Genomic DNA, 24143 nt, shown 5'->3' with positions numbered 1-24143 from the left:
TTTTATTCGTTGCGATGAAGTCTATAGTCAGTCTTGTTTGAGTCGACCCTCGGCCTTTATCTATAAAGATTACGGTTCTGTAGGCAGGGAAGAGCATTCAAATTCTGACCTTTCTGATCTCCTTCCATTGAGTGGTCCACCGCGGCGAGCGGCACGCCCAGGCGCCAGTGCCTTTGTCCATCTTCCCATTGAGCTAGTCTAGGGCGGCCATCAGCTTGTGGTCGCGTTCGCGCTGGCCTTCCGCTCGTGCAGCTCGACGAAACTTATCGACTTATTAGTAATTTTCCAGATTGACTGTCATAGATTTTAATTTCAGTGCAGTTGAGTAGGGAGACATATGACATGGATTATGCTGACCTCCTGAGCAGGAGGTCAGCATAATCCGCGAGACGATCGGCCCGCGCATGACAATGGAGGCTTCACGGTCCCCAGATGATTCAGGGCTACGGGCCTGTTAGTCGAGATATTCGCTCACAGTCGTTTTCAGTTGATCTTTGTGCTGAAAGAGGTCGCTGACGGAGTCTATATCGATGCGGCTTTCTTGTTTGTCGTTGAAGAAGCCTACCCGTTTGACTGATTTCGCGTTGAAGTGGAAGCGGCAAATGGGCTTGCGGTTGTTGTCGTCGAGGAGCACTGCGCAGTAGGACTTCGCATCGCGCATGGCTATACGGCTGACATCGACCTGTTCTGCGAGCAGTGATCGTACGATGTTATAGGCATCGATTTCTTCTTGGGTAGTGATGATTCCATCATCATCAGGCTCGGGCTCTTGCGACGAACTTTCGGGAGTCGAGGTAGGGTGGGGCGCATCGATATCGTTGCTGGCCAGAGCGCCACGTAGTCGCTGGGCGACTTGCTCTTTGATATAGAGCTTGCCTGCTTCCTTGATGATCGGCGTGAATTCTTCGACCACTTGCCGTGTCTGGCGACCCTCGTAGATCTTGCCCACTACGAACTTGACGAATTCTTCCGGTGTGTCTCAGAAGACCTCACCAATGGCCTGTTTGGCAAGGTTGGTGTACTTGAGCCGGTTGGCCGTACTGAGAATGGCATCAACATCAAAATTGGGCTTGGTAAATTTCTGAAGCTCGTCGATATCCTGTTCGTTAAAGTCTTCTAGGTCGAAAGTGAAAAAGGGGCGCGTGTCCAGCTTGTTCTCGGAGTCCAGGTCAGAATAGAAGCGGTATTCAAAGCCGTTCGTCAAGATGGCGAATTTGGCATCCGTGCAAGAAAAGTAACGATAGAGCTGGTTGTACTGGACGTTGGCGAGATTGGTGCCCAAGGGTTTGCATTCCATGAGGATCGAAATGTTGCCATCTGCACGAATGGCGTAATCGACCTTTTCACCCTTCTTGGTGCCTACATCCTCCGTGAATTCTGGTACTACCTCTCGGGTATCGAAGGGATCGTATCCAAGCGAGTTGATGAAGGGGAGTACTAAAGCCGTCTTGGTCGCTTCCTCGTTCTTGATGTGTTCGACCTGTTCTTCACCACGACGTGCGATGCCATAAAGCTTCTCGCTCAAGTCCATGATGCCCCCTGTGTTTAGTTTTTGGTGTATAGGTAAACTTACATTACGCGAAGTTTCCTGAGTTTACCAAAAGACCAAAGTCAAATGAGACTTCGTCCTATCGACTCCCTTGCTGTTCTATTCAGGCGGCCAAGCCCGGCCGGTGATCGAGCAGCGGCAGGGAAGTGGGCCGTCAAGGGGCGCTAGATGGTACGACACCGTGAACGCCTAGCGCCCGAGCATCCGATGTAGCGTGTCGTCACGCCGAATCAACCGGTGATAGCCAGCCATGACGATATGCCCGGTCACCAACGCAGAGAGGAGCCAGGAAAGTGGTGCATGGAGTTGGCCGAACGCGGCGGCCCAGGGCACATCGGCATCGGTCCAATATGCCGTGCCGAAGACATACACGCCGTAGCCTAGCCCCCAAGTGAATGCCATGCCCGAGAGCGGCATCAGCAACAGCACCAGATACATCAGCGCGTGCCCCCATATCGCCGCCTTTTGAAGTGCGCCACGGTGCTCCGGCCGGTGCCTGAGTTGCGAGATAGCCCACAGCGTGCGTATGGCCATCAAAGCGAGAATGCCGACGCCGATGGTCGTGTGCCACTGCACGACAGCCTGACTGTAGACGTTTCCCTCCCACAGGATGTTGAGAAACGAGCTGGTCAGCTGAAGGATGACCAGAATCGCGATGAGCCAGTGCAGGCATCGTGTGATGCTGCCGTAGTGGCCGGGTGAGTCACGCAACATGACGTAGATCCGCATAAACGAGAATATTTCATATTCTCATCTTTGGATTAAAATTTCCTCATCGATGTTCTCTCTTCGCAGTGCTTTGTCTAATGTCAGCGATCCGCTTATGCTGGACGTCGGGTTGATAGCAAAATGAAGGGTCATACCCGCCGATCAATCAACAATTAAGGTCTGCACAAGGAGTCTTCTGCAATGACCGTCAAGAAACCGCTTATCGGTGCTATTTCCGCGGTGGCCTTGGCCACCAGTCTTTCTGCCATGGCCGAGCCGCTCAAGATCGGTGTGCTGGTGCCGCTGACCGGCGACCTGCAAAGCTATGGCGAACCCGCGCTCAAGGCTACGCAACTCGCAGCCAAGGAGATCAATGCCGCCGGCGGCGTACTCGGCGAAGATGTCGCGATCAGCAGTGGTGATACTCAGACCTCGCCGCAGCCGGGTGTTGCCGCGGCCCAGAAGCTGGTCAACGTCGAGGGCGTCAACGCGATCATGGGCGCGCTCTCCAGTGGGGTGACCATCCCCGTGGCGCAGAGCGTTTCCAAGGGCGAGCAGATACCCCAGATCAGCAGCGCCTCGACTTCGCCGGTCATTACCTCGCTGGATGACGACGACTTCCTGTTCCGGACTGTGCCGTCGGACGCCTTTCAGGGTATAGCGCTCTCCGAGGTGACTCAGGAGAAGGGCTACGACAATGTCAGCATCATCTATATCAACAACGACTACGGCAAAGGGCTGGCTGAGGCTTTCACCCAGGCCTTCGAAAAAGCGGGTGGCACGGTCTCCTCAACGGTAGCCTACGAGCAGGGCCAGGCGGCTTATCGCGGCGAACTGCAGCAGGCTGCCAGCGACGATGCGGAGGCGCTGGTCCTGGTCGGGTATCCGGAAAACGGCCAGACCATCTTGCGTCAGTCTCTGGAGGGCGGTTTCTTCCAGAATTTCGTGTTCACCGATGGCATGAAGGCCCCTGAACTGGTCGAGAACCTGGGCGCTCAATACCTCGAAGGCTCGGTGGGTACCGTGCCGCAGGCCCGCGACGACTCCCCGGGCGCCCAGCATTTCAGCAGTGCCTATGAGAGCGAATACGGCTCGCTGCCTCCCAAGCCCTATTTGGATACCGCCTACGACGCCTTCTATCTGCTGTCGCTGGCGGCTCAGGCAGCGGGTTCCACCGATAGCGTGACGATTCGCGACCAACTGCGCTCGGTGGCCAATCCGCCGGGCGAGCAGGTCGGTCCGGGTGAGTTCGAGAAAGCCGCCAAGCTGCTCGAGGAAGGCAAGGAAATCGATTACGAAGGTGCGTCCGGTTCGGTCAACTTCGACGATAACGGTGACGTGCCGGGGACCTTCGGCGAGTGGACGTTCAAGGATGGTGAAGTGGTGACCGAGCGGATCTTCGAGCCCAAGAAGTAATCGCTCGTCAGGCGGTCGGGAAGTATCTGGCCGACGCGACGACCTTTTCAGCTCTACTCACGCAACGCCCGGCCTAGGCCGGGCGTTGTCGTTACTGACATTACAGTGGAAAGTATAGGGTGAAGCCGGTAGAGCGTCACCGGCGCGGGTGCTTAGCGCTTTCTGGTGATCAGCTTGGGTGGTTTCTCGGGGAATACCCCTTCGGGCCGAGTGACCAGGATCACCTGCAGCAGTACCCCGATCAGCAACACGCGCAGGGCCGCGCCCTGGGTAGCATGCTCGGTGGGTAACAAGCCGGTGAGCAACTCGGTGCCTGACCATACGCCCCATACCAGGACGGCGCCGAGAATCGCGCCGCGATTGTTGCCGCTGCCACCGGCGATCAGCATCACCCAGACCAGGAAGGTGCCGTATAGCGGCATGAACGCCTCGGGGCTGAGAAAGCCGAAGAAGTGGGCATAGAGCCCGCCACCCAGGCCCATGATCGCCGAACCCAGCACGAATGCCTGCAGCCGGAAGCCGGCTATCGACTTGCCGGCCGCCGCGGTGGCCGGCTCATTCTCGCGGATGGCGCGCAGCACGCGGCCCCAGGGCGAGGCGTAGGCGCGCTCGACCAGGAAATATACCCCGGCGACGAATAGTGCCACGATCACTAGATAAACGAACGGGCTATCCAGCACGGTGTCGGCGAACGGTCGCTCGATACCGGCGATGCCGCGTACGCCGTTGGTCAACCAATCCTCGTTCTTGACGAACAGGCGGACCATCTCGGCGATGCCGATCGAGGCGATGGCGAGGTAGTCGGTGCGCAGCCGCGCGGTGATCAGGCCGACGACCAGGCCGAGCAGCGTCGAGGCGATGACTGCGCCGGCCAGGCCAACCAGGAATGGCATGCCGAAGCCGCCCAGGTAGGCAGGGCTCGACGGCGTGGTGAGGATCGCGCTGGTGTAGGCGCCGACCGCGAAGAAGCCGGCGATGCCGATGTTGAACTGACCGGTGAAGCCCCACTGCATGTTGAGGCCCAGCGCGAGGACGGCGTAGACGCCGGCGAAGGTCAGAAACGAGATCAGGTACGAGGCGATGCCGGAGAGTTCCATCACACAGTCCCCTTGAAGATGCCCTGCGGACGCAGGATGAGCATGCCGACCATGATCGCGAAGGCCACGGCGGGCTTGTAGGCGGCGGGAATCAGCAGCGTCGACATCTCCATCGACACGCCGATGATCATGCCGCCGGCAATGGCGCCGTAGGGTCGGCCGATGCCGCCGAGAATCGCTGCCGCGAACACCGGCAGTAGAGTGGTCCAGCCCATCACCGGATGCAGGCGCGTGTCGATGCCCAGGAACACGCCGGCCGCGCCTGCTAGCGCACCGCCGATCACCCAGGTGACCATGATCACGCGCTCGGCGGGAATCCCCGAGATCAGTGCCAGGTCCATGTTGTCGGACATCGCGCGCATCGCCTTGCCCAGCCGGGTGCGCGTCAGGAACAGATGCACGCCGGCGACCAGACCCAGCGAGATCAGCATGATCCATAGATGATCGGGCTTGAGCCGCATGCCGCCCAGCCAGTCGAGTTGCCACGGAAACTGGATGCCCGAGGTGTAGGTCTGGTTGTCGGACCCCCAGATCAGCTGCACTAGGCTACGCAGGATCAACGCCATGCCGAACGAGGCGATCAGCAGAATCACTGGCTGGGTACGCCGGATGCGTCGATAAAGCACCTGGTCGATGAATACCGCGATCACCGCCATGCCGACCATCGCCGCGGGCAGCGCCCACCACGAACTCAGGCCGAAGGCCGAGATGAAGGACAAGCCGAGGTAGGCGCCCAGGGTCATGAAGTCGCCATGCGCGAAGTGCGCGAAGCGCAGGATGCCGAAGATCATCGACACGCCGATCGCACCCATGGTCAGGACGCTGCCCAATACCAGGCCGTAGATGAGAAGTTGCAAGATATCGGTCATGGTTCAGCCTCCCAGGAACATTTCGGCGACTTCCGGGTTGGCCAACAGATTGGGGCCGGTGTCTTCGTGGCGGTTGCTACCTGTGGCCAGCACGTAGCCCCGGTTGGCGATGGCGAGTGCCTGCTTGGCGTTCTGCTCGACCATCAGTACGCCGATGCCCTGGGCATTTATTTCCTGAATGCGCTCGAAGGTTTCATCGATCAGCAGCGGCGAGAGGCCGGCGGTGGGTTCGTCGAGCATCAACAACTGCGGGTCGATCATCAGCGCGCGGCCCATGGCGACCATCTGGCGCTCGCCGCCGGACATCAGTCCGGCCTGCTGGCGGCGCCGCTCGGCAAGCTTGGGAAACAGCGTGTAGACCTTGTCGAGGCGCTGGGACAGGTCGCCCTTCATCAGATAGGCGCCCATCTCGAGATTCTCGCGCACCGTCAGCGACGGAAAGACGTTCTTTTCCTGAGGTACATAGGCGATGCCGCGGCGAACCATCTGTTCGGGTTTGGCGTTGGTGATCGTCTCATTGCGGTAGCGAACTTCGCCTTCGCGTATGCGCAGCAGACCGAACACTGCCTTCATGGCGGTGGACTTACCGGCGCCGTTGGGGCCGACGATGACCACGATCTCGTCGGCCTCCACGCGCAGGTTGGTGCCCTGAAGGATGTCGGCGCCGCCATAGCCGCCATAGAGGCCCTTGGCTTCGAGCAGGCTACTCATGATGGCTCTCCTTCGTCCTTGGCAGGTTGACGGGTCTTGTCGCCCATCTGGCCGCTGGCACCGCCGCCCAGATAAGCCTCGCGGACCTCTTCGTTCTGACGCAGCGTTTCCATCGAGCCGGAGGCGATGAGCTCGCCGTTGGCCATCACATGGACCGGCTCGCAGAGTGCCGAGATCAGGTCCATGTCGTGCTCGATGACGCAGAAGGTGTAGCCGCGTTCGCGATTGAGTCGCAGGATCGCTTCGCGGATCTTGCCGAGTAGGGTGCGATTGACGCCGGCGCCGGGTTCATCAAGCAGTACCACCTTGGCGTCGGTCATCATCGTGCGGCCCAGGTCGAGCAGCTTCTTCTGCCCGCCCGAGAGGTTGCCGGCCAGCTCGTCGGCGACGTGGGTGATCTCTAGGAACTTGAGCACGTCGTCGACGCGGTCCAGCACCTCGCTGTCCTGCTGCTTGACCCGTCCCCAGCGCAGCCAGGTCTTGAACAGGTTCTCGCCGCTCTGGTCGGGCGGCACCACCATCAGGTTCTCGCGTACCGTCATGCGTGAGAATTCATGCGGAATCTGAAACGTGCGCACCAGGCCGCGATGGAAGAGTTTGTGTGGCGGCAGCCCGGTGATGTCTTGGCCATCGAGTAGCACATGACCGCTGGAAGGGGGGAAGAGTCCGGCGACGATATTGAACAGCGTGCTCTTGCCGGCCCCGTTAGGGCCGATCAGACCGGTGATGCTGCCCTGCGTAACCTCGAAGGAAACGCTCCGTACCGCCTGCAAGCCGCCGAACGCCTTGGAGACGTTGTCGATTCGAATCAAGGAAGAATGCCTCGTAAGCGTTTTGTTGTGGTTGTGTGCGCGCGGACATCAGCGGGCGGGCAGTGCACTTCGCCTGCCTTGACCGGCAACGCTTTTCACGGATCGATAGTGCGACGTGGGTCGTCGCCATACCTTACAGCGCGACGCACAGGGGCGTCGGCCAAAGCATCACGCAATGATTTTTGTCACGCAGTGATACAATCGAGTCTATCAGGCTCTTGATATCGACGTCATGCCTGCATCGTGCCGGTACTGGTCCACCGTAGAGGAGCCACAACGAGGCCACAAAATTACCCGCCCGAATGCATCGAGGGTACCCCGGGCCGTTGACAGGCGGTTTATCCGATATTCAGCTCAAGCATCTAGAACGCTTCCCAGTCATCCCCCTCGCTGGGTACCGGCGACTTGCTTCGCTCGCGTCGTTCCGGTGCCGAGTATCCCGCCGGCTGTGAATCAGATGGGCGGGATGTCGCCGATTCCTCGTCTTCGCCGAGTACGAAGCCGTTGATCAACCGGCTCAGACGCTGGGCGTGTTCGCGCATGGCGTCGGCGCTGGCGGAGGTATGCTGGACCATGCTGGCGTTCTGCTGGGTCATGGTATCCATTTCCGTCACCGCGACATTGACTTGGCTGATGCCACTGCTTTGCTCCCGCGCGCCCGCACTGATCTCACCGATCACATCGGTGACGCGGGCTACGCTGGTGACGATCTCTTGCATGGTTTCGCCCGCATTACGAACTAGTTCGGTGCCCGAGCGGGTGTATGTCACGGAGGTGTCGATCAATTCGCGTATCTCCCGTGAGGCCTCGCTGGAGCGGCTGGCGAGGGTGCGTACTTCTTCTGCGACTACGGCAAAGCCGCGGCCGTGCTCGCCGGCGCGGGCCGCTTCTACCGAGGCGTTGAGTGCCAGAATATTGGTCTGGAAGGCGATCGAGTCGATCATGGTGATGATCTCGCCGATCTTGGTCGCCGAGTCGTTGATGTCGCTCATGGTGCGCTCGACCTGGCTCATCGAGGCTTCGCCGCGGCGCGCCACGTCGGCCGTGGTTTGGGCCAGCTGATTGGCCTGCTGGGCCGATTCGGCGCTATGCGTGACGGTGGAGGTAATCTCTTCCATCGACGCCGAGGTTTCCTGCAGGTTGGCGGCAGCCTGGTCGGTACGTGTTGCCAATTCTTCGCTACTGCGGGCGATCTCGTCCGAGGAGTGAGAGACCTGTGCGGTACTGGCGCGCACCTCGCGAAGGGTCTCTTGCATGCGTGCCACGAAGGCATTGAATTGGGTCGCCAGTTCGCCGACTTCGTCGCGACTTTCAATTTCGAGTCGCCGGGTCAGGTCACCCTTGCCTTGGGCGATGTCTCGCATAGCATGAGCGGTGCGACGGATGGGCTGGATGGTGCGCCGGATCAGCCAATAGGCGATGAGGGCAACGATGACGAAAATGGCTGCGCCGATCAGTACGGTAGCGATCAAAACTCTGCGCAGTTCGGCTGCTTGAGTAGCCTCGACAGCGACCATGGCCTCGTCGATTCCGGTTACATAAGTGCCGGCGCCCAGCATCCAGTTCCACTTGTCGATCCCGGTAGCGTAGGAATACTTGGTTTCGATCTCGCCGCTGTCCGGATGTGGCCAGGCATACTGATAATGACCGCCACCCTGCTTGGCGAGTTCGATCATGTCGCTAATCAACAGATTGCCATGCTTGTCCTGGGTCTCGATGGCGTTCTTGCCGATGCTCTCCGGCTTCAACGGCTGCACCAGCGTGGTCCCCTGGTAGTCGTAGACGAAGACGTAGTTGTTGCCGTCGAAACGCATGCTACTGAGGATCTCCTTGGCGCGGGCCTTGGCTTCGGCATCGTTGGGACCGGCCTCGGCGACGATCAGCGCAATGGCAGACTTGGCAGTCTCGATAACGTTCTGTACGGCGGCTTTACGCGACTCGACCAACATGTCGCGTTGCTCGGCCAGGGCGGTGCGTGATGCCTGGACAAGATCGTAGGTGACCACCCCGATCAGCGTCATAGTCATAAACAACAGTGGAACGAGTACCAGCAGCAGGACCTTGCCCTGCAGGCTTAACGAACTACCGCGGTGCGCCCCGTGTTTTGTCGTGGCCATCCAGACGACCTCCTGTACTCAGCGTGAATGCTTCATGCCATTGTCATATCGGCATATCAGAGAGCGTCTGGATGCGACTTTGGTTAACCCAACGTCTGCTTCTGCGCGCTAGGCGCGTCTCGAGGCCAAGAGCTTGATGACAACGGCCTGCAGGACCAGGCCGATAGCCAGCAAGATATAGGGAGACGCAATGACGATCGTCCCCAGATAGAGCAGGGCGCTTACGGACGCCGGAACGAGCGCATAGGGGATTTGGGTTTTGACGTGTGCGACGTGGTCGGAGCCGGAGAAGATCGAGGCCATGACTGTCGTGTCCGAGATGGGCGAGCAGTGATCGCCAAAAATCGAACCGGAGAAGATGGCGCCGATTGCCATGCTCACGAGCGTCATGTCGCCGATGTTGTATGCCAGGGGGACCCCGATCGGCGTCAGGATCGCCATGGCGCCCCAGGAACTGCCGGTCGAGAAGGATATCACCATGGCGATGGCGAAAATGAGGATCGGTAAGAGCGTCGGCGATAGCCAGCTCTCCGTCGCTGCGATGACGTGATCGCCGGTTTCGAGCGCGCCGGTGACGGTGCCGATCGACCAGGCCAGTACCATGATGACCAGTGCCGGCAGCATGGTCTTGAAGCCAGCCAGCAGGGTGTTCTCGCAAGCTTCCAGCGATTGGCGCTGAAGCAGCGCCATGACGATCCCGACGAAGACCATCGCGAACGCCGCCCAACTCAGCGAGACACTGACATCGGTGTCTGCGATGGCCTCCATCAGCGGCTTGCCTTCGCTGCCGCCGCCCGTGAACCAGAGTGCCCAGCAAGCGACACCGATGAGTACCACAAGTGGGATCAAGAAGTTCCAGACGCGTCCTCTGCCTTCAGGGACCTCTCCCAGGTCTTCTTCGACGCTGGATAACGGATTGTCGCCAGGGGCGACGAGTTCGCCGGTTTCTTGCGCGCGACCCTCGGCGCGTTTCATGGGGCCGAAGTCGCCCATGACGATGATCATGGGCACCGAGGCGAGGCACAGCAGGGCATAAAAATTCCAGGGTATCGATTGCAGAAAGGCCCAGTAAGGTTGTTCGCCGGTCAAGCTGAGCACGGCGAACGCGCCGGCGATGAGCGAGACCTGATAACCGATCCAGTCAGAGACGGGGCCTAGCGTCGCCATCGGCGCGGATGTCGCGTCGATGGTCCAGGCTAGCTTTTCCCGCGAGACGTTGTGCCTGGCCGTCAGGTCTCGCGAGGCATTCCCCACGATGACGGAATTGACGTAGTCGTTGAAAAAGATAACGACGCCGAGCAGCCAAGTGAGAAGTAGAGAACCTCTCGAGGAGGAAACCTTGCCGGAAAGCCACTGGGCCAAGGCCTGAGAGCCACCGGTGGTATGCATGAAGGCAGCGCCGGCGCCGAGCAAAGAGACAAGCACGAGAAAGCGCGCATTCCATTCATCGGTCATCACCTCCGCGAACCAGTCGAACGTCTGACCGACGGCGGCAATCGGATTGCCTGCAACGATCCAGGCACCCAGCAAAATGCTCAAGAAGAGTGAAATGTTGACCCGGCGCGTGAGCAGCGCCAGCACGACGGCGGCGATAGGGGGAGCGAGCGATATTAGAGCATCCATTCGATTTATCACTTTATCGTTGGCTGGTGCGTGACAGGCTGGCGTTGGCGAGTAGGCCGACATCCAGTCATGTTCCTTTTTTAGTCCTTCCCGTTTTAGCAGTACTCTCGGCTCACCGTCGATCATCCGGTGTCTCTGCGCTCTACGCCTATCGTATTAGGCGACGGCGTCTCTTGATTGAACGTACGACGGCGGTGTTTCGAGTCGGTGTAACCTCCGTTGTCATGGAGAATCATGCATTTTCTAAAGATGGCACCCAGGTGCCAGAGAGCTCCGTGAAAATGGGGTTTTCCACCAGTTGGTAATTTTAGAGTAGAACATACCGCTCAGTAGCTTCGGGGCCGGTGCCTCTCCGTAGCCAGCGATGTATCCCCAGAGCAATTTTGCTGCGTTGTTCGACTTCGTTCAGCCCAATTTCAGCGCCCGGCGGGATATGTGCCTCAATCATGCGCCTGAATATCCCCGGGGTTCCGCAATGGACACTGGCCCAACGATAAGCAGCCGCAGCCGATACACTCATCCATCTGGTTTCTGAGCTTCATCAAGCGGCCGATCTGATCGTCGAGTGATATGCGCCATTGGTTGGAAAGTGCCTGCCAATCGCTCTTGGAAGGTGTGCGGTGGTGCGGCAACACACTTAGTGCTTGCCGTATCTCTTCGAGGGAGATGCCCACACGTTGTGCAATTTTGATTAATGCAACGCGCCGTAGAACGTCTCGAGAAAAACGCCTCTGGTTGCCGTGGTTGCGCCAACTTGTGATGAGTCCCTCGGCATCGTAGTAGTGCACCGTGGAGACTTTAATCCCACTTCGCTTGGCGACGTCTCCCACGCTCAATGCCGTTTTTTCAGGATCAATGCGTTTATCTACCATTATGCCTTGACCTCAAGTTAACTTGAGGTCGTAGGGTAAGCCTCGTTCTTCTTTTAAAGCAATGATTGATATGGATAACGAGGCCATCGCAATGCAGCAAACGACACCGATACCGCTGATAAGAACCATATGCTTGATTGTGTTGGTAGGACTCAACCTGAGGCCGTCGATGGCGGCTATCGGGCCACTAGTTGAGTCGATTCGGCGAGACGTTGGATTGTCGTTCACGCAAGTATCTCTATTGACGACATTACCTGTTATCGCCATGGGCTTAGGGTGCTTTGTAAGCGCAACCATGACAAAGCGAATTGGTTTCAATGGGGTTGTGACTATCGCATTAGTCGTGATTGCCCTGTCGGATGCGCTTCATTGGTTTGATCTAGGGTTTATAGGTTTATTGGTGGCAGCGCTGGGGGCTGGTATCGGAATAGCATTGATACAAGCGGTGTTGCCCGCGTTCATAAAGCATTCTGCGGGAGAGAAAACACCTCTACTCATGGGATTTTATATCGCGGCCATCATGGGTGGGGCAGCGCTTTCCTCAGCTATCTCACCAATGGTGAGCCACTACCTTGGTTGGGAAAGTGCGTTAGCCATATGGGGGATATTGGCTTTTTCAGGCGTAGTCGTGTGGGGCATGCGTACTCGTGTACTTCCTCCCCCCAGTCAGAGCCGTGGGGCGCACGTTAATTTTTCTGACATGGCGCGGCTACCCCGTTTCTGGTCGCTGGCGATCTTCTTTGGATTGGGGACGGCGGGGTATACCTGTTTGCTGGCATGGATACCGCCGACGTTTACGAATCTTGGTTGGACTGAAACGCATGCTGGCTTGGCACTTAGTTGGCTTACAGCTATTCAGGTCATCGCAGGGCTTGTCTTTCCTGCTTTGGCTCAGCGTATGGGAGATCGCCGGCCCGTTTTAACCCTTGTCCTCTTGCTTTCAGTCGGCGGCTTCGTACTACTGGGCATGGCGCCTGCTACGACGGCTTGGTTAGCCACGGCACTCTTGGGTCTGGGAATCGGCGGGTTATTTCCATTGAGCTTGATTATCACCATGGACCATGCGGATGAGCCGACGCTCGCTGGTCAGTTGGCGGCTTGGGTGCAGGGGATCGGTTATCTCATTGCGTCAGCCTCACCAGTGGTTGCTGGTTTATTGAAAGATCTCATGGGCGGTTTCGAACAAGCATGGCTCTTACTGGGAGCCATTTTTTTGGGTTTGGTAGTGATGTGCCTACGTTTCGACAAATCCCAGGCCACACAACATCTGCGCACTGTTTCTGATTAGTGTTGACCTCCAAAACTACGATTGCCTCAAGCACATTAATGCCCCAGTTCTCTTGCTAAGCTGGGGCTCGGTGCTGGTGAGTGTCGTAGCGGTGAAGTCGCGCCAGCAGCTTCAATCGCGGCGATACCGCTCCTCGCCATCCATTACTCGCTCGCTGCTCATCCGCTTCATGCTGTCGCTCATTGAGTTCGAGAAAGGCTCGGACGCGGCAAGTATGATGCTGATTAGATTGAATAAACGAGGCTATATGCAGGCTCCGAATGCCAGTAGCCTTGGCTAATGGATGTCTCAGGAGCTGCTCTCAGAGTCATGCGGCTTATCGGTCATGCAGGTGGGCGACTAAAGCCTCGGCAAAGGTATCGGTGGTCCCGGTTCCGCCCATGTCAGGTGTTACTCGATCTCGAGCCGTTTCTAGCACCGTCCGGATCGTTCGACGAATCCGGGCTCCTTTATCCACCATGCCTAAGTGATCGAGCATATCCGCGGCGGCCAATAGTAGTGCACATGGATTGGCGAGCTTTTGCCCGGCGATATCCGGCGCCGAGCCATGCACTGCCTCGAAAATAGCGGCTTCTGTGCCAATGTTCGCGCCCGGTGCCAGCCCCAGGCCACCGATCAGTCCGGCACAGAGATCCGAGAGGATGTCACCAAACAGATTGGTCGTGACGATAACGTCGAACTGGTGAGGGTTCATCACCAGTTGCATACAGGCGTTATCGACAATCATTTCCTGGAACTCGATGTCCGGATATTCTTTCGCTACCTCACGGGCGACATCGAGGAAAAGTCCGGAACTGGTCTTGATGATGTTGGCCTTGTGAACGGCGGTGACTTTTTTTCGATTGCGTTGATGTGCCAGTTCGAAGGCATGGCGCACGATGCGCTCCGATCCCCGGCGAGTCACTCGGATGCTGGAGAGTGCCGTCTCGCCATCATCGGAGAGGCTCTGCCCGTCGGAGAGATACGCACCCTCGGTATTCTCGCGTACCGTGATCAGGTCAATATTGTCATAGCGTGAGCGAGTACCGGGGAAGCTGATCGCAGGGCGAACATTGGCATAAAGATCGAATTCACGGCGCAGCTGGACATTCAGGGACGATATTCCGCTACCGATCGGTGTCGTCAAGGGGCCTTTCAGTGCTATGCGGTGCTTTCTTATCGCCGCGATCGTCTCAGCGGGCATCGGCTGTCCATGCGTTTCCTGCGCAGTCAGCCCGGCATCCAGAAATTCATATTGCAGGCCACAGTCCAGTGCATTCAGGACGCTGAGTGTCGCTTCCATGATTTCGGGCCCTATACCATCACCCTTCAGTACTGCAATCGTCTGACTCATTGTCATGCCTCAGTAGGTGTTGCGATCCATGTCGTTTCGCTCGTGATGCCAACGTAGCGCGACGGTTCTGGCCGAGTGCAAGTCGCTACGGTAGGTCAGCATTCCAGCGACTTTTCGAATACCTGCACGGCGAAGCTTGACGATAATGCGTGTGGGTAACCCTACCAGGATCAGAGCCACTCCCTCGCGATGCATTTCGCCGATGAGCGACTGGAGGGCGACGATGGCCGTGCCATCCATGCTGGGAACCTTGTGCATGTCTATCAATATGGTCTGGACGTGACGGTCCACCCGATGAAGGGATGTGAGGGCCTTCTCGGCCACTCCGAAGAACAAAGGCCCATTGATTTCGTACACCGCCATTTCCGGAGGCAGCCCGGTGACGGCAGGGTGCCGTTCGGTCTCGAGGCGATCGGTCGTGGTCAGCAAGGCCATGCGTCGGATAAAGAGTGCTGCGGCTAATCCCATGCCGACTGCGACGGCCAGGACCATGTCAAACAGAACGGTCAGGCCGAAACAGGTGACCAGGATGGCGACGTCGCCGGGAGGCGCCGAGCGCAAGGTATGCAGGAAATGACGCGCTTCGCTCATGTTCCAGGCAATGATGAACAGCAGCGCCGCCAGGGCGGCCATGGGAACGAGGCCCAGCAATCCTGCGAGCGCGATGACGGCCAACAGCACCACGACGGAGTGCACCACCGCGGCGATGGGGGAGCGCCCGCCGCTGCGGATGTTGGTCGCCGTCCGGGCAATAGCTGCCGTGGCGGTGATGCCACCGAAGAGTGGCGCCACGATGTTGCCCAGCCCTTGGCCAACCAGCTCGGCGTTGGGGTCATGCTTGGTCTTGGTCAGCCCATCCGATACCACCGCGCACAGCAGTGATTCGATGGCCCCGAGCATGGCGATGGCGAAGGCGGGTCCTAGCAGTGCACGAATCAGTTCGAAATTCAGCTCCAATGGAGCGCCATCGGGACCTGGCAGAAGCCAGGGAGCCATGAAGGAAGGCGCGATCGGGGGAATTCCCGTCCCAGTCTCGCCATTGGCTTCCCAGGTAAAACGAGAGTCAATCGTCTCGACGGCCGGTGCGCTTGTGCTTCCGAACCACTGATTGGCCGCGTAAGCCGCGATAGCGCCGACGATCAACCCGACAAGAGGCGCGGGAATGGGGACATGCAAGCGTGGCCATAGCAACATGACAACCAGAGCCAATGTCCCAATGCCGAACTCGAGAGGATCGATTGTGGGCAGTGAGGCGATGATTCGTCCCAGGTTTTCGACGAAATGCTCACCAAGTTGACCGACGCTCAGTCCCAGGAAATCGGGAATCTGCAGGACCGCGATGACGACTGCAATCCCTGCCGTGAAGCCTAGAACCACAGGGTAAGGCACGAACTCGATCAGGCGACCCATTCGGGTAATCCCCAGGGCCACGAGGATGATGCCGGCCATCATCGAGGCGATGAGCAATCCGCCGAGACCGTATTGCTGGACAATCGGGAACAGGATGACGACGAAAGCGGCGGTCGGGCCTGACACATTGAAACGCGAGCCGCCGGTTAACGCGATGATGGCCCCGGCCACAATCGCCGTGTAAAGCCCTTGCTGAGGAGGAACGCCTGTAGCGATCGCCAGCGCCATCGAGAGTGGCACGGCCACGGTGCCGATGGTGAGGCCAGCCATCACATCTTTGCGTAAATCGGCGAGGCCGTACCCGCTTTGCCATGCCGTGCGAAGTCCTGAAGAGATGCTGGGCAAGTCAACGGAAAACCTGTGGCGTGACATACGATGACCCTCGCTGTCATGCCCCTCGCCATGCTGGTGTCGAGCGGAGCATTGGGTGTGAGGAATGAAGATTATGTTAATGACATTAGCATGCAGTTATAATCATGTGCAAATGTGAGCGCCCAGCTGCTCTTGGGAAAGAGCAGGGCATTGCGACGTGAAGGTCATAGCATTAACATTTAATGTTAATAAAAGAGGAGAATGCTCATGGAAAAGAAAACGGCTCGTCTCACGTTGCTGATAGATCCACAAAAGAAACGCGCCTTCGAGGAGCTGTGTGCCTTACAGGACCTGACGCCATCGCAAGTCGTGCGACAGCTGATACGTGACTATCTACATAAGCATGGTGTGGAGTACGGCTCGCAGCTGCAGGAAGACGAAAAAAGTTCCTCGACCTGATCCTCGAGTTTCTAGCAAGGCCGCGTTTGTCCTCCGTCACTCTGCCTCTGTGGTCGAAAAGCTATGTCATGACGTCAGGTCTATCGCCTTTAACGGACACTGCTATGCACAATCTATGGATTCCTTTTGTCGCCATTCTCGCCGTTGCCGGCTTGATCTTCGGTGGTCAAGCCTATTCCGAGGCACAGCGTGATGCACACATCGCCACGGCCCTAGCGGAAGGACACCAGAGTCAGACGCCTGCCGAGATTTCACACTTGATTCGCGTCAACAAGGGTTATGGAGTATGCGGTGACTACACGCTTGCTAATGGCGAATCCGGCTCCTTCTATTACAACAGTGCCACCAAGCGCTTGGCGTTGGACGCGAATGCCGATCTGTATCGCGACAATTGCATGGGCGTCTCTGACTCGTGAGATGTTGCTAAGACAGGGTCCGCTTCTAAGGGGCTTCGGCCTCAAGGTCATGGCGAGTCAGCCTGTGATTTGGCGCCAGGAAAGTGTGAAACGCTCCCGAGTGGCGTGTCACCGCAGCCCGGAAAGCCGTTCTCTTGCTAAGCTGTGTCTGTCATCTTGGTTGCTACCCAGTCTTTTCATCCGTCTTACAAGGATTCCCCCATGCCGAATGTGTTGTCTCTTCTCGAGGAAGTCGCGTCGCCGACCATCGGGCTCGGTTGCATGAACCTGTCCCATGGCTACGGGACGCCGGTGCCGGAGGCCGAGGGCGTGCGAGCGTTGCAGGCGGCGTTCGAGATGGGCTATCGGCATTTCGACACCGCGACCCTCTATGGCGCGACCGCCAACGAGTCGCTGGTGGGCAAGGCGCTCGAGGGACGACGTGATCAGTTGCTGCTGGCCAGCAAGTGTGGCATGGCGATCGACCCGGCGCTCGGCCGCAAGGTGATCGACGGGCGCCCCGAGACACTGCGTCGCCAATGCGAGGCGAGCCTGCAGCGTCTGCGGACCGATCGACTGGATCTCTATTACCTGCATCGCATGGACCGCCAGGTCCCCATCGAGGAGAGCGTCGGGGCGCTGGGACGGCTGGTCGAAGAGGGCAAGCTTCGAGCCGTGGGGTTGTCCGAGGTCTCCGCCGAGACGCTGCGTCGTGCCCATGCCGAATATCCGGTGGCAGCGGTGCAGTCGGAATACTCGCTGTGGACGCGCAATCCCGAGATCGCCTTGCTTGCGGCATGCCGTGAACTGGGCACTACGCTGGTGGCGTTCAGCCCGCTGGGCCGAGGCTTTCTCGCGGATGCGGTCCCGGACCCGGCGCGTCTGGAAGAAAGCGACATGCGGCGCGGTATGCCGCGTTTCAGTGACGAACATTACCCGCATAACCGGCGTTTGCTGACAGATTTCACAGCGCTTGCCGAGGCGCTGGAGATGACGCCGGGGCAACTGGCGCTGGCGTGGGTGAAGGCGCAGGGGGCCGATATCGTGCCCATCCCCGGCACGCGTGATATCGCGCACATGCGCGAGAATCTGACAGCGGAGACATTGCTATTGGATGCTGCCTCGCTCGAAAAGTTGAACGCAATGATGACGCCCGATCAAGTCCGCGGCGGACGTTACAGTGATGCTCAGCAGGCGGACATCGATACCGAAGAATTCGCCTGACGGCCATCCTGCGTGCGCCGCGTTTCGCGCACAGTGCGTGTCGGCGATCTCTGACAGGCAAATGACCGAGCAGGCTCTAGGATGAAAGTGCGGCGAAGGACGCGCCGTGCAAACTCCCGGCTAGGATGGCCGGGGTTTTATTTCCCCGCCGTGTTCTGGTTTCTTCCGTGCCTGCCGTTCATGCCGCCGACGCTGCCGGCGGCGCTTTTTTATCACGACGTGCCTCTCATCATGACGTTCCGCCCATTTCGCGTTCGAGTTGCCGGCTGACATCGCTGGGCGAGCCGGTACGCCGGGCCAGGATGTCGTAGGCGACGGGCACGACGAGCAATGTGAAAAGCGTGGCGGCGGCCACACCACTGAAGATGACCGTACCGATGACCAGGCGTGTTTCCGCGCCGGGGCCGCTAGCGAGGATCAACGGCACGGCGCCGGCCATGGTGGTCACGGCGGTCATCAGGATCGGGCGCAGGCGCGTCACCGACGCGTCAATCAGCGCGTCACGGAAGGCACGCCCTTCGTCGCGGAGCTGATTGGCGAACTCGACGATGAGGATGCCGTTCTTGGCGGCCAGCCCCACCAACATCACCATGCCCACCTGACTGTAGATGTTCAGCGACTGACCGGTCAGCCACAGGCCGAGCAGGGCGCCGCTGATTGCCAGGGGCACGGTCAGCATGATGACCAGCGGATGCACGAAGCTCTCGAACTGCGCCGCGAGGACGAGGAAGACGACCAGCAGGCCCATCAGCATCAAGAAAGCGGTAGCACCACTGGCTTCCTGATAGTCCCGCGATGGCCCCTTGTAGTCGATCATGGCGTCGGCGGGCAGTTCCTCGTCGGCGATGGCGTTGAGATACCCCAGTGCCTCGCCCATGGAAGTGCCGTCCTCGAGGTTGGCTTCCAGGGTGATCGCACGCATGCGGTTGAAGCGGTTGAGCTCGCTGGCGTCGGCATAGTTGCTGAGAGTGACCAGGCTCGCCAGCGGAATCAATTTACCGCTGCGCTCGGAGCGCACCTGGATGTTGTCCAGTGCACCGGGGCTACGCTGTGTATCGCGCTCGCCTTCGAGCATCACATCGTATTCCTCGCCGTCATCCACGTAGCTGGTCACGCTGCGCCCGCCGAGTAGCGTTTGCAGGGTGCGGCCGATGGTGTCGACGGTCACGCCGAGGGCGGCGGCGCGCTGGTAGTCGATCTCGATGCGCAGTTGGGGCTGGGTTTCCTTGTAGTCGCTCTCCACGGCAGTAAGTCCCGAATCGTCCTCACGAATGCGCTCGAACAGACGGTCGCGCCAGACGACCAGCGACTCGTAGGTGCCGCCGCCGATCACGAATTGCACCGGCTTTTGAATGCGCCCGCCGAAGCCTTGTCGCATCACCGGGGCGGCCTCGACGCCGGGAAGGTCCGCGAGGCGCTGTCGCACGTCGGCCATGATGTCCCAGGCCGAACGTCGCTCGCCCCATTCGCTCAGGCTGACCACCACCATGCCGTCGTTGAAGTTCTCGATGTTGCCGTAACCGCGAGGTGCGCGTACCGATATGTTGCGAATTTCGCCTTCGTCGACCAGTGGCAGCAGGCGCGCTTCTATCTCGTCCATATAGTCCTGCATGTAGTCGAAGGTGGCCCCTTCGGGGCCGTTGACGAGGATGAAGAAATTACCGCGATCCTCCTTTGGGGTGTACTCGTTGGGTAGCTCGGTGAACAGCCATGCCGTGGCGCCGAGCAATGCGACGAACACGACCAGGCACAGCCAGCGTGCGCGTAACAAAGTGAAGAGGACATAGCGATAGAGTCGCTGAGTGGCGTCGAGTAAGGTATGCACCGCATGGCTGATGCGGCTTTCGTGCATCCGTGGGTCGAGGATCTTGGAGCACATCATGGGAGCCAGCGACAGCGCCAGCAGACAGGAGATCGCCACGGCGGCGGCCAGGGTCAATGCGAATTCGGAAAACAAGCGGCCGATGTCACCGCGCAGAAAGCTCAATGGCACGAACACTGCGATCAGCACCAGGGTGGTGGCGATGACCGCAAAGCCGATCTGGCGTGTGCCATGAAAGGCGGCCACCAGCGGTGTTTCACCATAGAGCTGCATGCGGCGGTGGACGTTTTCGAGTACCACGATGGCGTCGTCGACGACCAGGCCGATGGCGAGTACCAGGGCAAGCAACGTGAGCAGATTAAGCGTGAAGCCGAAGGCGTTCAGGGCGATGAAGGTACCGATGATCGAGATCGGCACGGTAACCGCGGGCACCAGGGTAGTCCGCACATTGCCCAGGAACAGGAAGATCACGATGACGACCAGACCCATGGCGATGAACAGCGTGGCGACGACTTCCTTCAGGGCGCCGGAGACGAACACCGAGGAATCGAAGTTAAGTCGCAGTTGCATGCCATCGGGCAGTGTCGATTCCAGGCGCTCCATCTCTGCCTTGACGCCCTGGGAGACTTCGAGAATGTTGGCGGTTGATTGCTTCATGATGCCCAGGCCGACCATGGGAACGCCGTTGCCGCGAAACAGCGAGCGTTCCTCCACCGAGCCCACTTCGACACGCGCCACGTCGCTCAGCCGCGTGAGATAGCCGTCATTTCCCTGGTCGATGACCAGCTCGCGGAAGTCGGCGGCGGTCTCGAAGCTGCGCGGCAGTCGCAGGGTGAACTGGCGCGAGTCGGACTCCAGAAAGCCCGCCGGGAGTTCGACGTTTTCGGCGCGCAATGCGCCTTCCACGTCGCTGACGGTCAGGTCGCGAGCGGCCAGTGCATTGCGCTTTAGCCACACACGCATGGCGTATTCCTTGCCACCGCCGACGCGTACGCGTGAGACGCCGGTTTGCGTGGAGAAACGGTCGACCAGGTAGCGATTGGCGTAATCGGTCAGTTCGGATACCGAGTAGCCCTCCGCCGTGAGGCTCAGCCACATGATGACGTCGTCGCTGCTATCGGATTTTTCCACTTCCGGTGGGTCGGCTTCCTCGGGCAGGTTATCGCTGACCCCGGACACCCGGTCGCGAATATCATTGGCCGCTGCTTCGATGTCGCGGTCGAGATTGAACGTGATGTCGATCTCGGACTCACCATCGCTGCTGGTCGACTCGATGAGATCGATGCCCTCGATGCCGGCGATACGATCTTCGAGTACCTGTGTGATGCGGGTTTCCACGACATCCGCCGAGGCACCCGGATAACGTGTCTCGATGCTGACTACCGGCGGGTCGATGGCGGGGTATTCCTGTACCGGCAAGCGTTCGAGCGCGAGGATGCCGAAGGCGATCAACAACAAGGCGAAGACGGTTGCCAGCACCGGGCGCTGAATGGCGGTATCGGAAAGGCGCATCAGCCGTCTTCTCCGTCGCGCGCGGTCTCGAGGATTTCGCTGATGGTGCGGCTGCCATCGTCGAGCGCCAGGATATCTACGTGATCGCCATCGCGAACCTTGTTCATGCCATGGCTGACGATCCAGTCGCCCGGCGCGAGGCCGTCGAGGATTTCGACGGTCCCGACGCGGCGTTTGCCGATCTCGACTTGGTGGCGTTGGATACGGTTGTCCGCATCACGCAGGATGCGCATGACGTATTGGCGTTCGCCGCTGGGCACGAGAGCGGACTCCGGCACCACTAGCGTCTGGCGTGGATTGCGTTCCAGCGTGACCACCATCAGCATGCCGGGGCGCAGCGTGCGCTCGGGGTTGGGCAGACGAGCGCGTACGCTGACGCTGCGCGAGACGGGATCGATCCGCGTGCCGATACTGCTCACCTCACCCCGAAAAGTGCGGGAGGGGTAGCTGGGGGTTGTAGCGCTGAGCGACAGCCCCGGTGCGAGCATGTCGAGCACCGTTGCAGGGACGGTGAAATCGAGCTTCATGTAATCGAGCTTGTCGAGCGTTACCAGCTCGGTTCCGGGTGTGACCAGCGCACCGATACTGAGATTGCGCTGGCCGACGGTGCCGTCGAATGGCGCGCGCAAGCGGTGGTCGGCGAGGCGTGATTGGATCTCGTCGATCTGGGCGTCGACCTGGGCAAGTTGGGCCTGGGCATCCTCAAAGTCGGCGCGAGTGCCGACTTTGCGGTCCTGCAGTTGCCGAGCGCGCCGCACGGCATTCTCGCGTTCTTGGCGCAATGCGCGAGCGGCACGCAGTTCGGCCTGCTCCGCACTATCATCGAGGCGAATCAGTAACTCGCCCTCGGCGACGCGCTGGGCGTCATCGAAATTGAGTTCGGCCACGGTCTCGGTCACGGTGGCGGAAAGCGTCACGCTCTCGTCGGCACGCAGCGTGCCCAACGCTTCCAGTGGGTCGCTCCACTTGGCAGTGGCGGCCTTCACAGCGATGACCTGCGTACGCTCGGTGTCTTCCTGTGCCTGTGCGCCTGTTAGTGCCAGCAGGCTCAATGCCGCCAGCCCGAGAGTGTACCGACCGAGCGCGCACACGGCCGGGAGAGGAAATACGGGCATAGTGTCTCGTTATTATGCTACTCGTTGACGATGAGCGCGGGCACGCCCCTGCGTTCGTGTTGTCGGTCCTGTGACACCGGATAATACGTGCCGGAAGAGTGTCGTTGTATCCGACCCGAGGCATGGATGAAAGTGCAGGACGCGTTTTGGCTCATCATGCACGCTTTTTACACGTTTGGCGCGGCGCGCCACGACATTGCGTTCAATGCGGTAGGCGCGTGCAGAGTCTTCGCGCTCGTCGCTTTCTCGTATAACGCTTAGAATGTTCGCCTTTGCCTGGAATGAGACGCGACGATGGCGCAGACCTATGATGTAGTGGTGATCGGTGCCGGCGCGGCGGGACTGATGTGCGCACTGACCGCTGGCTACGAGGGGCGGCGTGTGTTGGTGCTCGACCATGCCAGCAAGGCGGGCAAGAAAATATTGATGTCCGGGGGCGGGCGCTGCAATTTCACCAACCTGGCGACGGGGCCGGAGCATTTCTTCTCTGCCAATCCGCATTTCTGTATCTCTGCGCTCAAGCGCTATACGCCGGGCCATTTCGTCGAGCTCGTCGAGCGCCATGGCATCGAACATGTCGAAAAAGCGCCGGGGCAGCTCTTCTGTTCCGACTCCGCCAAGCAGGTGGTATCCATGTTGCTCACCGAATGCGAGTGGGCGGGGGCGGAAGTACGCCTCAAGACGCGTGTTACGTCCCTTGAACGACACGGCGAAGGCATGCGTCTCGAGACCTCGAGTGGCGTCATCGATGCCGGTGCGGTGGTCATCGCCACCGGAGGATTGTCGATTCCCACCATGGGGGCCACTGGTTTCGGGTATGACATCGCCCGTCAGTTTGGCTTGGGCGTCACCGAGACGCGTGCTGCGTTGGTGCCGTTCACGCTGACCTCGCAGTGGCGGGAACGGGCCGCGTCGCTGGCGGGGGTGAGCTGCCCGGTAACGGTCGAGGTTGGCGAAGGCCGCTATCGTGAACCCATGCTGTTCACGCATCGCGGTGTCTCGGGGCCGGCCATGCTGCAGGCTTCCAGTCATTGGCAGCCGGGTATGGCATTGTCCATCGACTTGCTACCGGATACCGACGTTGCTGGGGAACTGGCCACCATGCGTCACGAAGCGCCCAAGCGTCGTGTGTCCACGTGGCTGGGTGAGCGGCTTCCCAAGCGCTTGGCGCAGGCCTGGTGCGAATGGCAAGGGGTGACAGAGCAACCGTTGGGCGCGCTTTCCAACCAAGAGTTGGCGCGTTTGGAAAAAGAGCTGAAACGCTGGCAGCTCAAGCCCGCGGGGACCGAGGGCTGGCGGACCGCCGAGGTGACGCTGGGTGGCGTCGAGACGCAGGCGATTTCTTCCAAGACCTTTGCGGTAGAAGGGCTACCGGCGCTGCGTTTCATCGGCGAGGCGCTGGATGTCACCGGACAACTGGGTGGCTTTAATTTTCAATGGGCCTGGGCCTCGGGTGTGGCCTGTGGGCAGGCCGTTTAGCAATCGACGCACAAGGCAGA

At 59.5% G+C, this 24143-nt stretch carries 20 protein-coding genes; 6 read left to right on the top strand and 14 right to left on the bottom strand.

Going from position 1 to position 24143, the window contains the following annotated elements; genetic code table 11:
* Positions 1-454 precede the first annotated feature (454 nt).
* From L1075_RS01185 to L1075_RS01175, 3 genes are all read right to left on the bottom strand, one after another.
* The gene (locus L1075_RS01185; protein WP_246939304.1) at positions 455-949 is read right to left on the bottom strand and encodes a hypothetical protein; all 495 of its coding nucleotides are present in this window, start codon (positions 947-949) and stop codon (positions 455-457) included.
* Positions 950-979: 30 nt separating this feature from the next.
* On the bottom strand, positions 980-1531 hold the full coding sequence (locus L1075_RS01180) for a type I restriction endonuclease (protein ID WP_246939301.1): 552 nt from the start codon (positions 1529-1531) through the stop codon (positions 980-982).
* Positions 1532-1738: 207 nt separating this feature from the next.
* Positions 1739-2263, bottom strand: a complete 525-nt coding sequence (locus L1075_RS01175) for a cytochrome b (RefSeq protein WP_246939298.1) — start codon at positions 2261-2263, stop codon at positions 1739-1741.
* A gap of 195 nt (positions 2264-2458) precedes the next feature.
* Here L1075_RS01175 and L1075_RS01170 point away from each other — a divergent pair, with 195 nt between their 5' ends.
* A complete protein-coding gene (locus tag L1075_RS01170; RefSeq protein ID WP_246939295.1) occupies positions 2459-3673 on the top strand; it encodes an ABC transporter substrate-binding protein in 1215 nt (404 codons plus the stop codon).
* A 152-nt stretch (positions 3674-3825) separates the two neighbouring features.
* Here the strand turns inward: L1075_RS01170 and L1075_RS01165 are convergent, their stop codons facing one another.
* The 7 genes from L1075_RS01165 to soxR all read right to left on the bottom strand — a co-directional run bounded on the left by L1075_RS01165 (position 3826) and on the right by soxR (position 11774).
* Positions 3826-4770: a branched-chain amino acid ABC transporter permease gene (locus tag L1075_RS01165; protein ID WP_246939292.1), complete on the bottom strand. Its 945-nt coding sequence runs from the start codon at positions 4768-4770 to the stop codon at positions 3826-3828.
* Positions 4770-5639: a branched-chain amino acid ABC transporter permease gene (locus tag L1075_RS01160; protein ID WP_075368947.1), complete on the bottom strand. Its 870-nt coding sequence runs from the start codon at positions 5637-5639 to the stop codon at positions 4770-4772. The genes L1075_RS01165 and L1075_RS01160 overlap by 1 nt, the downstream gene beginning before the upstream one ends.
* A gap of 3 nt (positions 5640-5642) precedes the next feature.
* Positions 5643-6350: an ABC transporter ATP-binding protein gene (locus L1075_RS01155; protein WP_246939289.1), complete on the bottom strand. Its 708-nt coding sequence runs from the start codon at positions 6348-6350 to the stop codon at positions 5643-5645.
* Positions 6347-7162, bottom strand: a complete 816-nt coding sequence (locus tag L1075_RS01150) for an ABC transporter ATP-binding protein (protein WP_246939286.1) — start codon at positions 7160-7162, stop codon at positions 6347-6349. The genes L1075_RS01155 and L1075_RS01150 overlap by 4 nt, the downstream gene beginning before the upstream one ends.
* 362 nt (positions 7163-7524) lie before the next feature.
* A complete protein-coding gene (locus tag L1075_RS01145; RefSeq protein WP_246939283.1) occupies positions 7525-9279 on the bottom strand; it encodes a methyl-accepting chemotaxis protein in 1755 nt (584 codons plus the stop codon).
* A gap of 108 nt (positions 9280-9387) precedes the next feature.
* Complete coding sequence (locus L1075_RS01140; RefSeq protein WP_246939281.1) at positions 9388-10902, bottom strand: Na+/H+ antiporter NhaC family protein; 1515 nt, start codon at positions 10900-10902, stop codon at positions 9388-9390.
* A gap of 440 nt (positions 10903-11342) precedes the next feature.
* Complete coding sequence (soxR, locus tag L1075_RS01135; protein ID WP_246939280.1) at positions 11343-11774, bottom strand: redox-sensitive transcriptional activator SoxR; 432 nt, start codon at positions 11772-11774, stop codon at positions 11343-11345.
* 91 nt (positions 11775-11865) lie between these two features.
* On the opposite strand from soxR, the gene L1075_RS01130 reads away from it, so the two are divergent.
* The gene (locus tag L1075_RS01130) at positions 11866-13062 is read left to right on the top strand and encodes an MFS transporter (RefSeq protein ID WP_246939278.1); all 1197 of its coding nucleotides are present in this window, start codon (positions 11866-11868) and stop codon (positions 13060-13062) included.
* A gap of 316 nt (positions 13063-13378) precedes the next feature.
* Here the strand turns inward: L1075_RS01130 and L1075_RS01125 are convergent, their stop codons facing one another.
* Both L1075_RS01125 and dauA read right to left on the bottom strand, forming a co-directional pair.
* Entirely contained in the window at positions 13379-14395 is a 1017-nt protein-coding gene (locus tag L1075_RS01125) for an isocitrate dehydrogenase (protein WP_246939276.1), read from the bottom strand.
* Positions 14396-14404: 9 nt separating this feature from the next.
* Complete coding sequence (dauA, locus tag L1075_RS01120) at positions 14405-16177, bottom strand: C4-dicarboxylic acid transporter DauA (RefSeq protein ID WP_246939274.1); 1773 nt, start codon at positions 16175-16177, stop codon at positions 14405-14407.
* Between the two features lie 207 nt (positions 16178-16384).
* Between dauA and L1075_RS01115 the strand changes: the two genes are divergently transcribed.
* The 3 genes from L1075_RS01115 to L1075_RS01105 all read left to right on the top strand — a co-directional run bounded on the left by L1075_RS01115 (position 16385) and on the right by L1075_RS01105 (position 18195).
* Positions 16385-16576, top strand: coding sequence for a CopG family transcriptional regulator (locus tag L1075_RS01115; protein WP_178998057.1), 192 nt, complete (start codon positions 16385-16387; stop codon positions 16574-16576).
* Between the two features lie 104 nt (positions 16577-16680).
* The gene (locus tag L1075_RS01110) at positions 16681-16992 is read left to right on the top strand and encodes a hypothetical protein (protein WP_246895616.1); all 312 of its coding nucleotides are present in this window, start codon (positions 16681-16683) and stop codon (positions 16990-16992) included.
* Positions 16993-17193: 201 nt separating this feature from the next.
* Positions 17194-18195 carry an aldo/keto reductase gene (locus L1075_RS01105; RefSeq protein WP_246939272.1) on the top strand — a complete coding sequence of 334 codons (1002 nt, stop codon included), beginning with the start codon at positions 17194-17196 and terminating at the stop codon, positions 18193-18195.
* A gap of 229 nt (positions 18196-18424) precedes the next feature.
* On the opposite strand, the gene L1075_RS01100 is transcribed toward L1075_RS01105, so the two are convergent.
* Entirely contained in the window at positions 18425-21529 is a 3105-nt protein-coding gene (locus L1075_RS01100; RefSeq protein WP_246939269.1) for an efflux RND transporter permease subunit, read from the bottom strand.
* Positions 21529-22644 (bottom strand): efflux RND transporter periplasmic adaptor subunit, encoded by a 1116-nt coding sequence (locus L1075_RS01095; protein WP_246939266.1) that lies wholly within the window; start codon positions 22642-22644, stop codon positions 21529-21531. Before L1075_RS01095 ends, L1075_RS01100 begins: the two co-directional genes overlap by 1 nt.
* Before the next feature lie 294 nt (positions 22645-22938).
* On the opposite strand from L1075_RS01095, the gene L1075_RS01090 reads away from it, so the two are divergent.
* Complete coding sequence (locus tag L1075_RS01090; protein WP_246939263.1) at positions 22939-24123, top strand: BaiN/RdsA family NAD(P)/FAD-dependent oxidoreductase; 1185 nt, start codon at positions 22939-22941, stop codon at positions 24121-24123.
* The last annotated feature ends 20 nt before the right edge of the window (positions 24124-24143 follow it).

The organism is Chromohalobacter beijerinckii (genome assembly GCF_023061185.1).
Lineage (GTDB): Bacteria > Pseudomonadota > Gammaproteobacteria > Pseudomonadales > Halomonadaceae > Chromohalobacter > Chromohalobacter beijerinckii.
This window is presented reverse-complemented; position numbering and strand designations above follow the sequence as displayed.

Bases quoted from the DNA above. Each gene is read 5' to 3' on its own strand.
- L1075_RS01160 (WP_075368947.1), bottom strand. From the start codon at position 5,639: ATGACCGATATCTTGCAACTTCTCATCTACGGCCTGGTATTGGGCAGC.
- L1075_RS01105 (WP_246939272.1), top strand. From the start codon at position 17,194: ATGCCGAATGTGTTGTCTCTTCTCGAGGAAGTCGCGTCGCCGACCATC.
- L1075_RS01125 (WP_246939276.1), bottom strand. From the start codon at position 14,395: ATGAGTCAGACGATTGCAGTACTGAAGGGTGATGGTATAGGGCCCGAA.
- L1075_RS01140 (WP_246939281.1), bottom strand. From the start codon at position 10,902: ATGGATGCTCTAATATCGCTCGCTCCCCCTATCGCCGCCGTCGTGCTG.
- L1075_RS01180 (WP_246939301.1), bottom strand. From the start codon at position 1,531: ATGGACTTGAGCGAGAAGCTTTATGGCATCGCACGTCGTGGTGAAGAA.
- L1075_RS01095 (WP_246939266.1), bottom strand. From the start codon at position 22,644: ATGCCCGTATTTCCTCTCCCGGCCGTGTGCGCGCTCGGTCGGTACACT.
- L1075_RS01155 (WP_246939289.1), bottom strand. From the start codon at position 6,350: ATGAGTAGCCTGCTCGAAGCCAAGGGCCTCTATGGCGGCTATGGCGGC.
- L1075_RS01145 (WP_246939283.1), bottom strand. From the start codon at position 9,279: ATGGCCACGACAAAACACGGGGCGCACCGCGGTAGTTCGTTAAGCCTG.
- L1075_RS01130 (WP_246939278.1), top strand. From the start codon at position 11,866: ATGCAGCAAACGACACCGATACCGCTGATAAGAACCATATGCTTGATT.
- L1075_RS01175 (WP_246939298.1), bottom strand. From the start codon at position 2,263: ATGTTGCGTGACTCACCCGGCCACTACGGCAGCATCACACGATGCCTG.
- L1075_RS01165 (WP_246939292.1), bottom strand. From the start codon at position 4,770: ATGGAACTCTCCGGCATCGCCTCGTACCTGATCTCGTTTCTGACCTTC.
- L1075_RS01110 (WP_246895616.1), top strand. From the start codon at position 16,681: ATGCACAATCTATGGATTCCTTTTGTCGCCATTCTCGCCGTTGCCGGC.
- L1075_RS01170 (WP_246939295.1), top strand. From the start codon at position 2,459: ATGACCGTCAAGAAACCGCTTATCGGTGCTATTTCCGCGGTGGCCTTG.
- L1075_RS01090 (WP_246939263.1), top strand. From the start codon at position 22,939: ATGGCGCAGACCTATGATGTAGTGGTGATCGGTGCCGGCGCGGCGGGA.
- L1075_RS01115 (WP_178998057.1), top strand. From the start codon at position 16,385: ATGGAAAAGAAAACGGCTCGTCTCACGTTGCTGATAGATCCACAAAAG.
- L1075_RS01100 (WP_246939269.1), bottom strand. From the start codon at position 21,529: ATGCGCCTTTCCGATACCGCCATTCAGCGCCCGGTGCTGGCAACCGTC.
- soxR (WP_246939280.1), bottom strand. From the start codon at position 11,774: ATGGTAGATAAACGCATTGATCCTGAAAAAACGGCATTGAGCGTGGGA.
- dauA (WP_246939274.1), bottom strand. From the start codon at position 16,177: ATGTCACGCCACAGGTTTTCCGTTGACTTGCCCAGCATCTCTTCAGGA.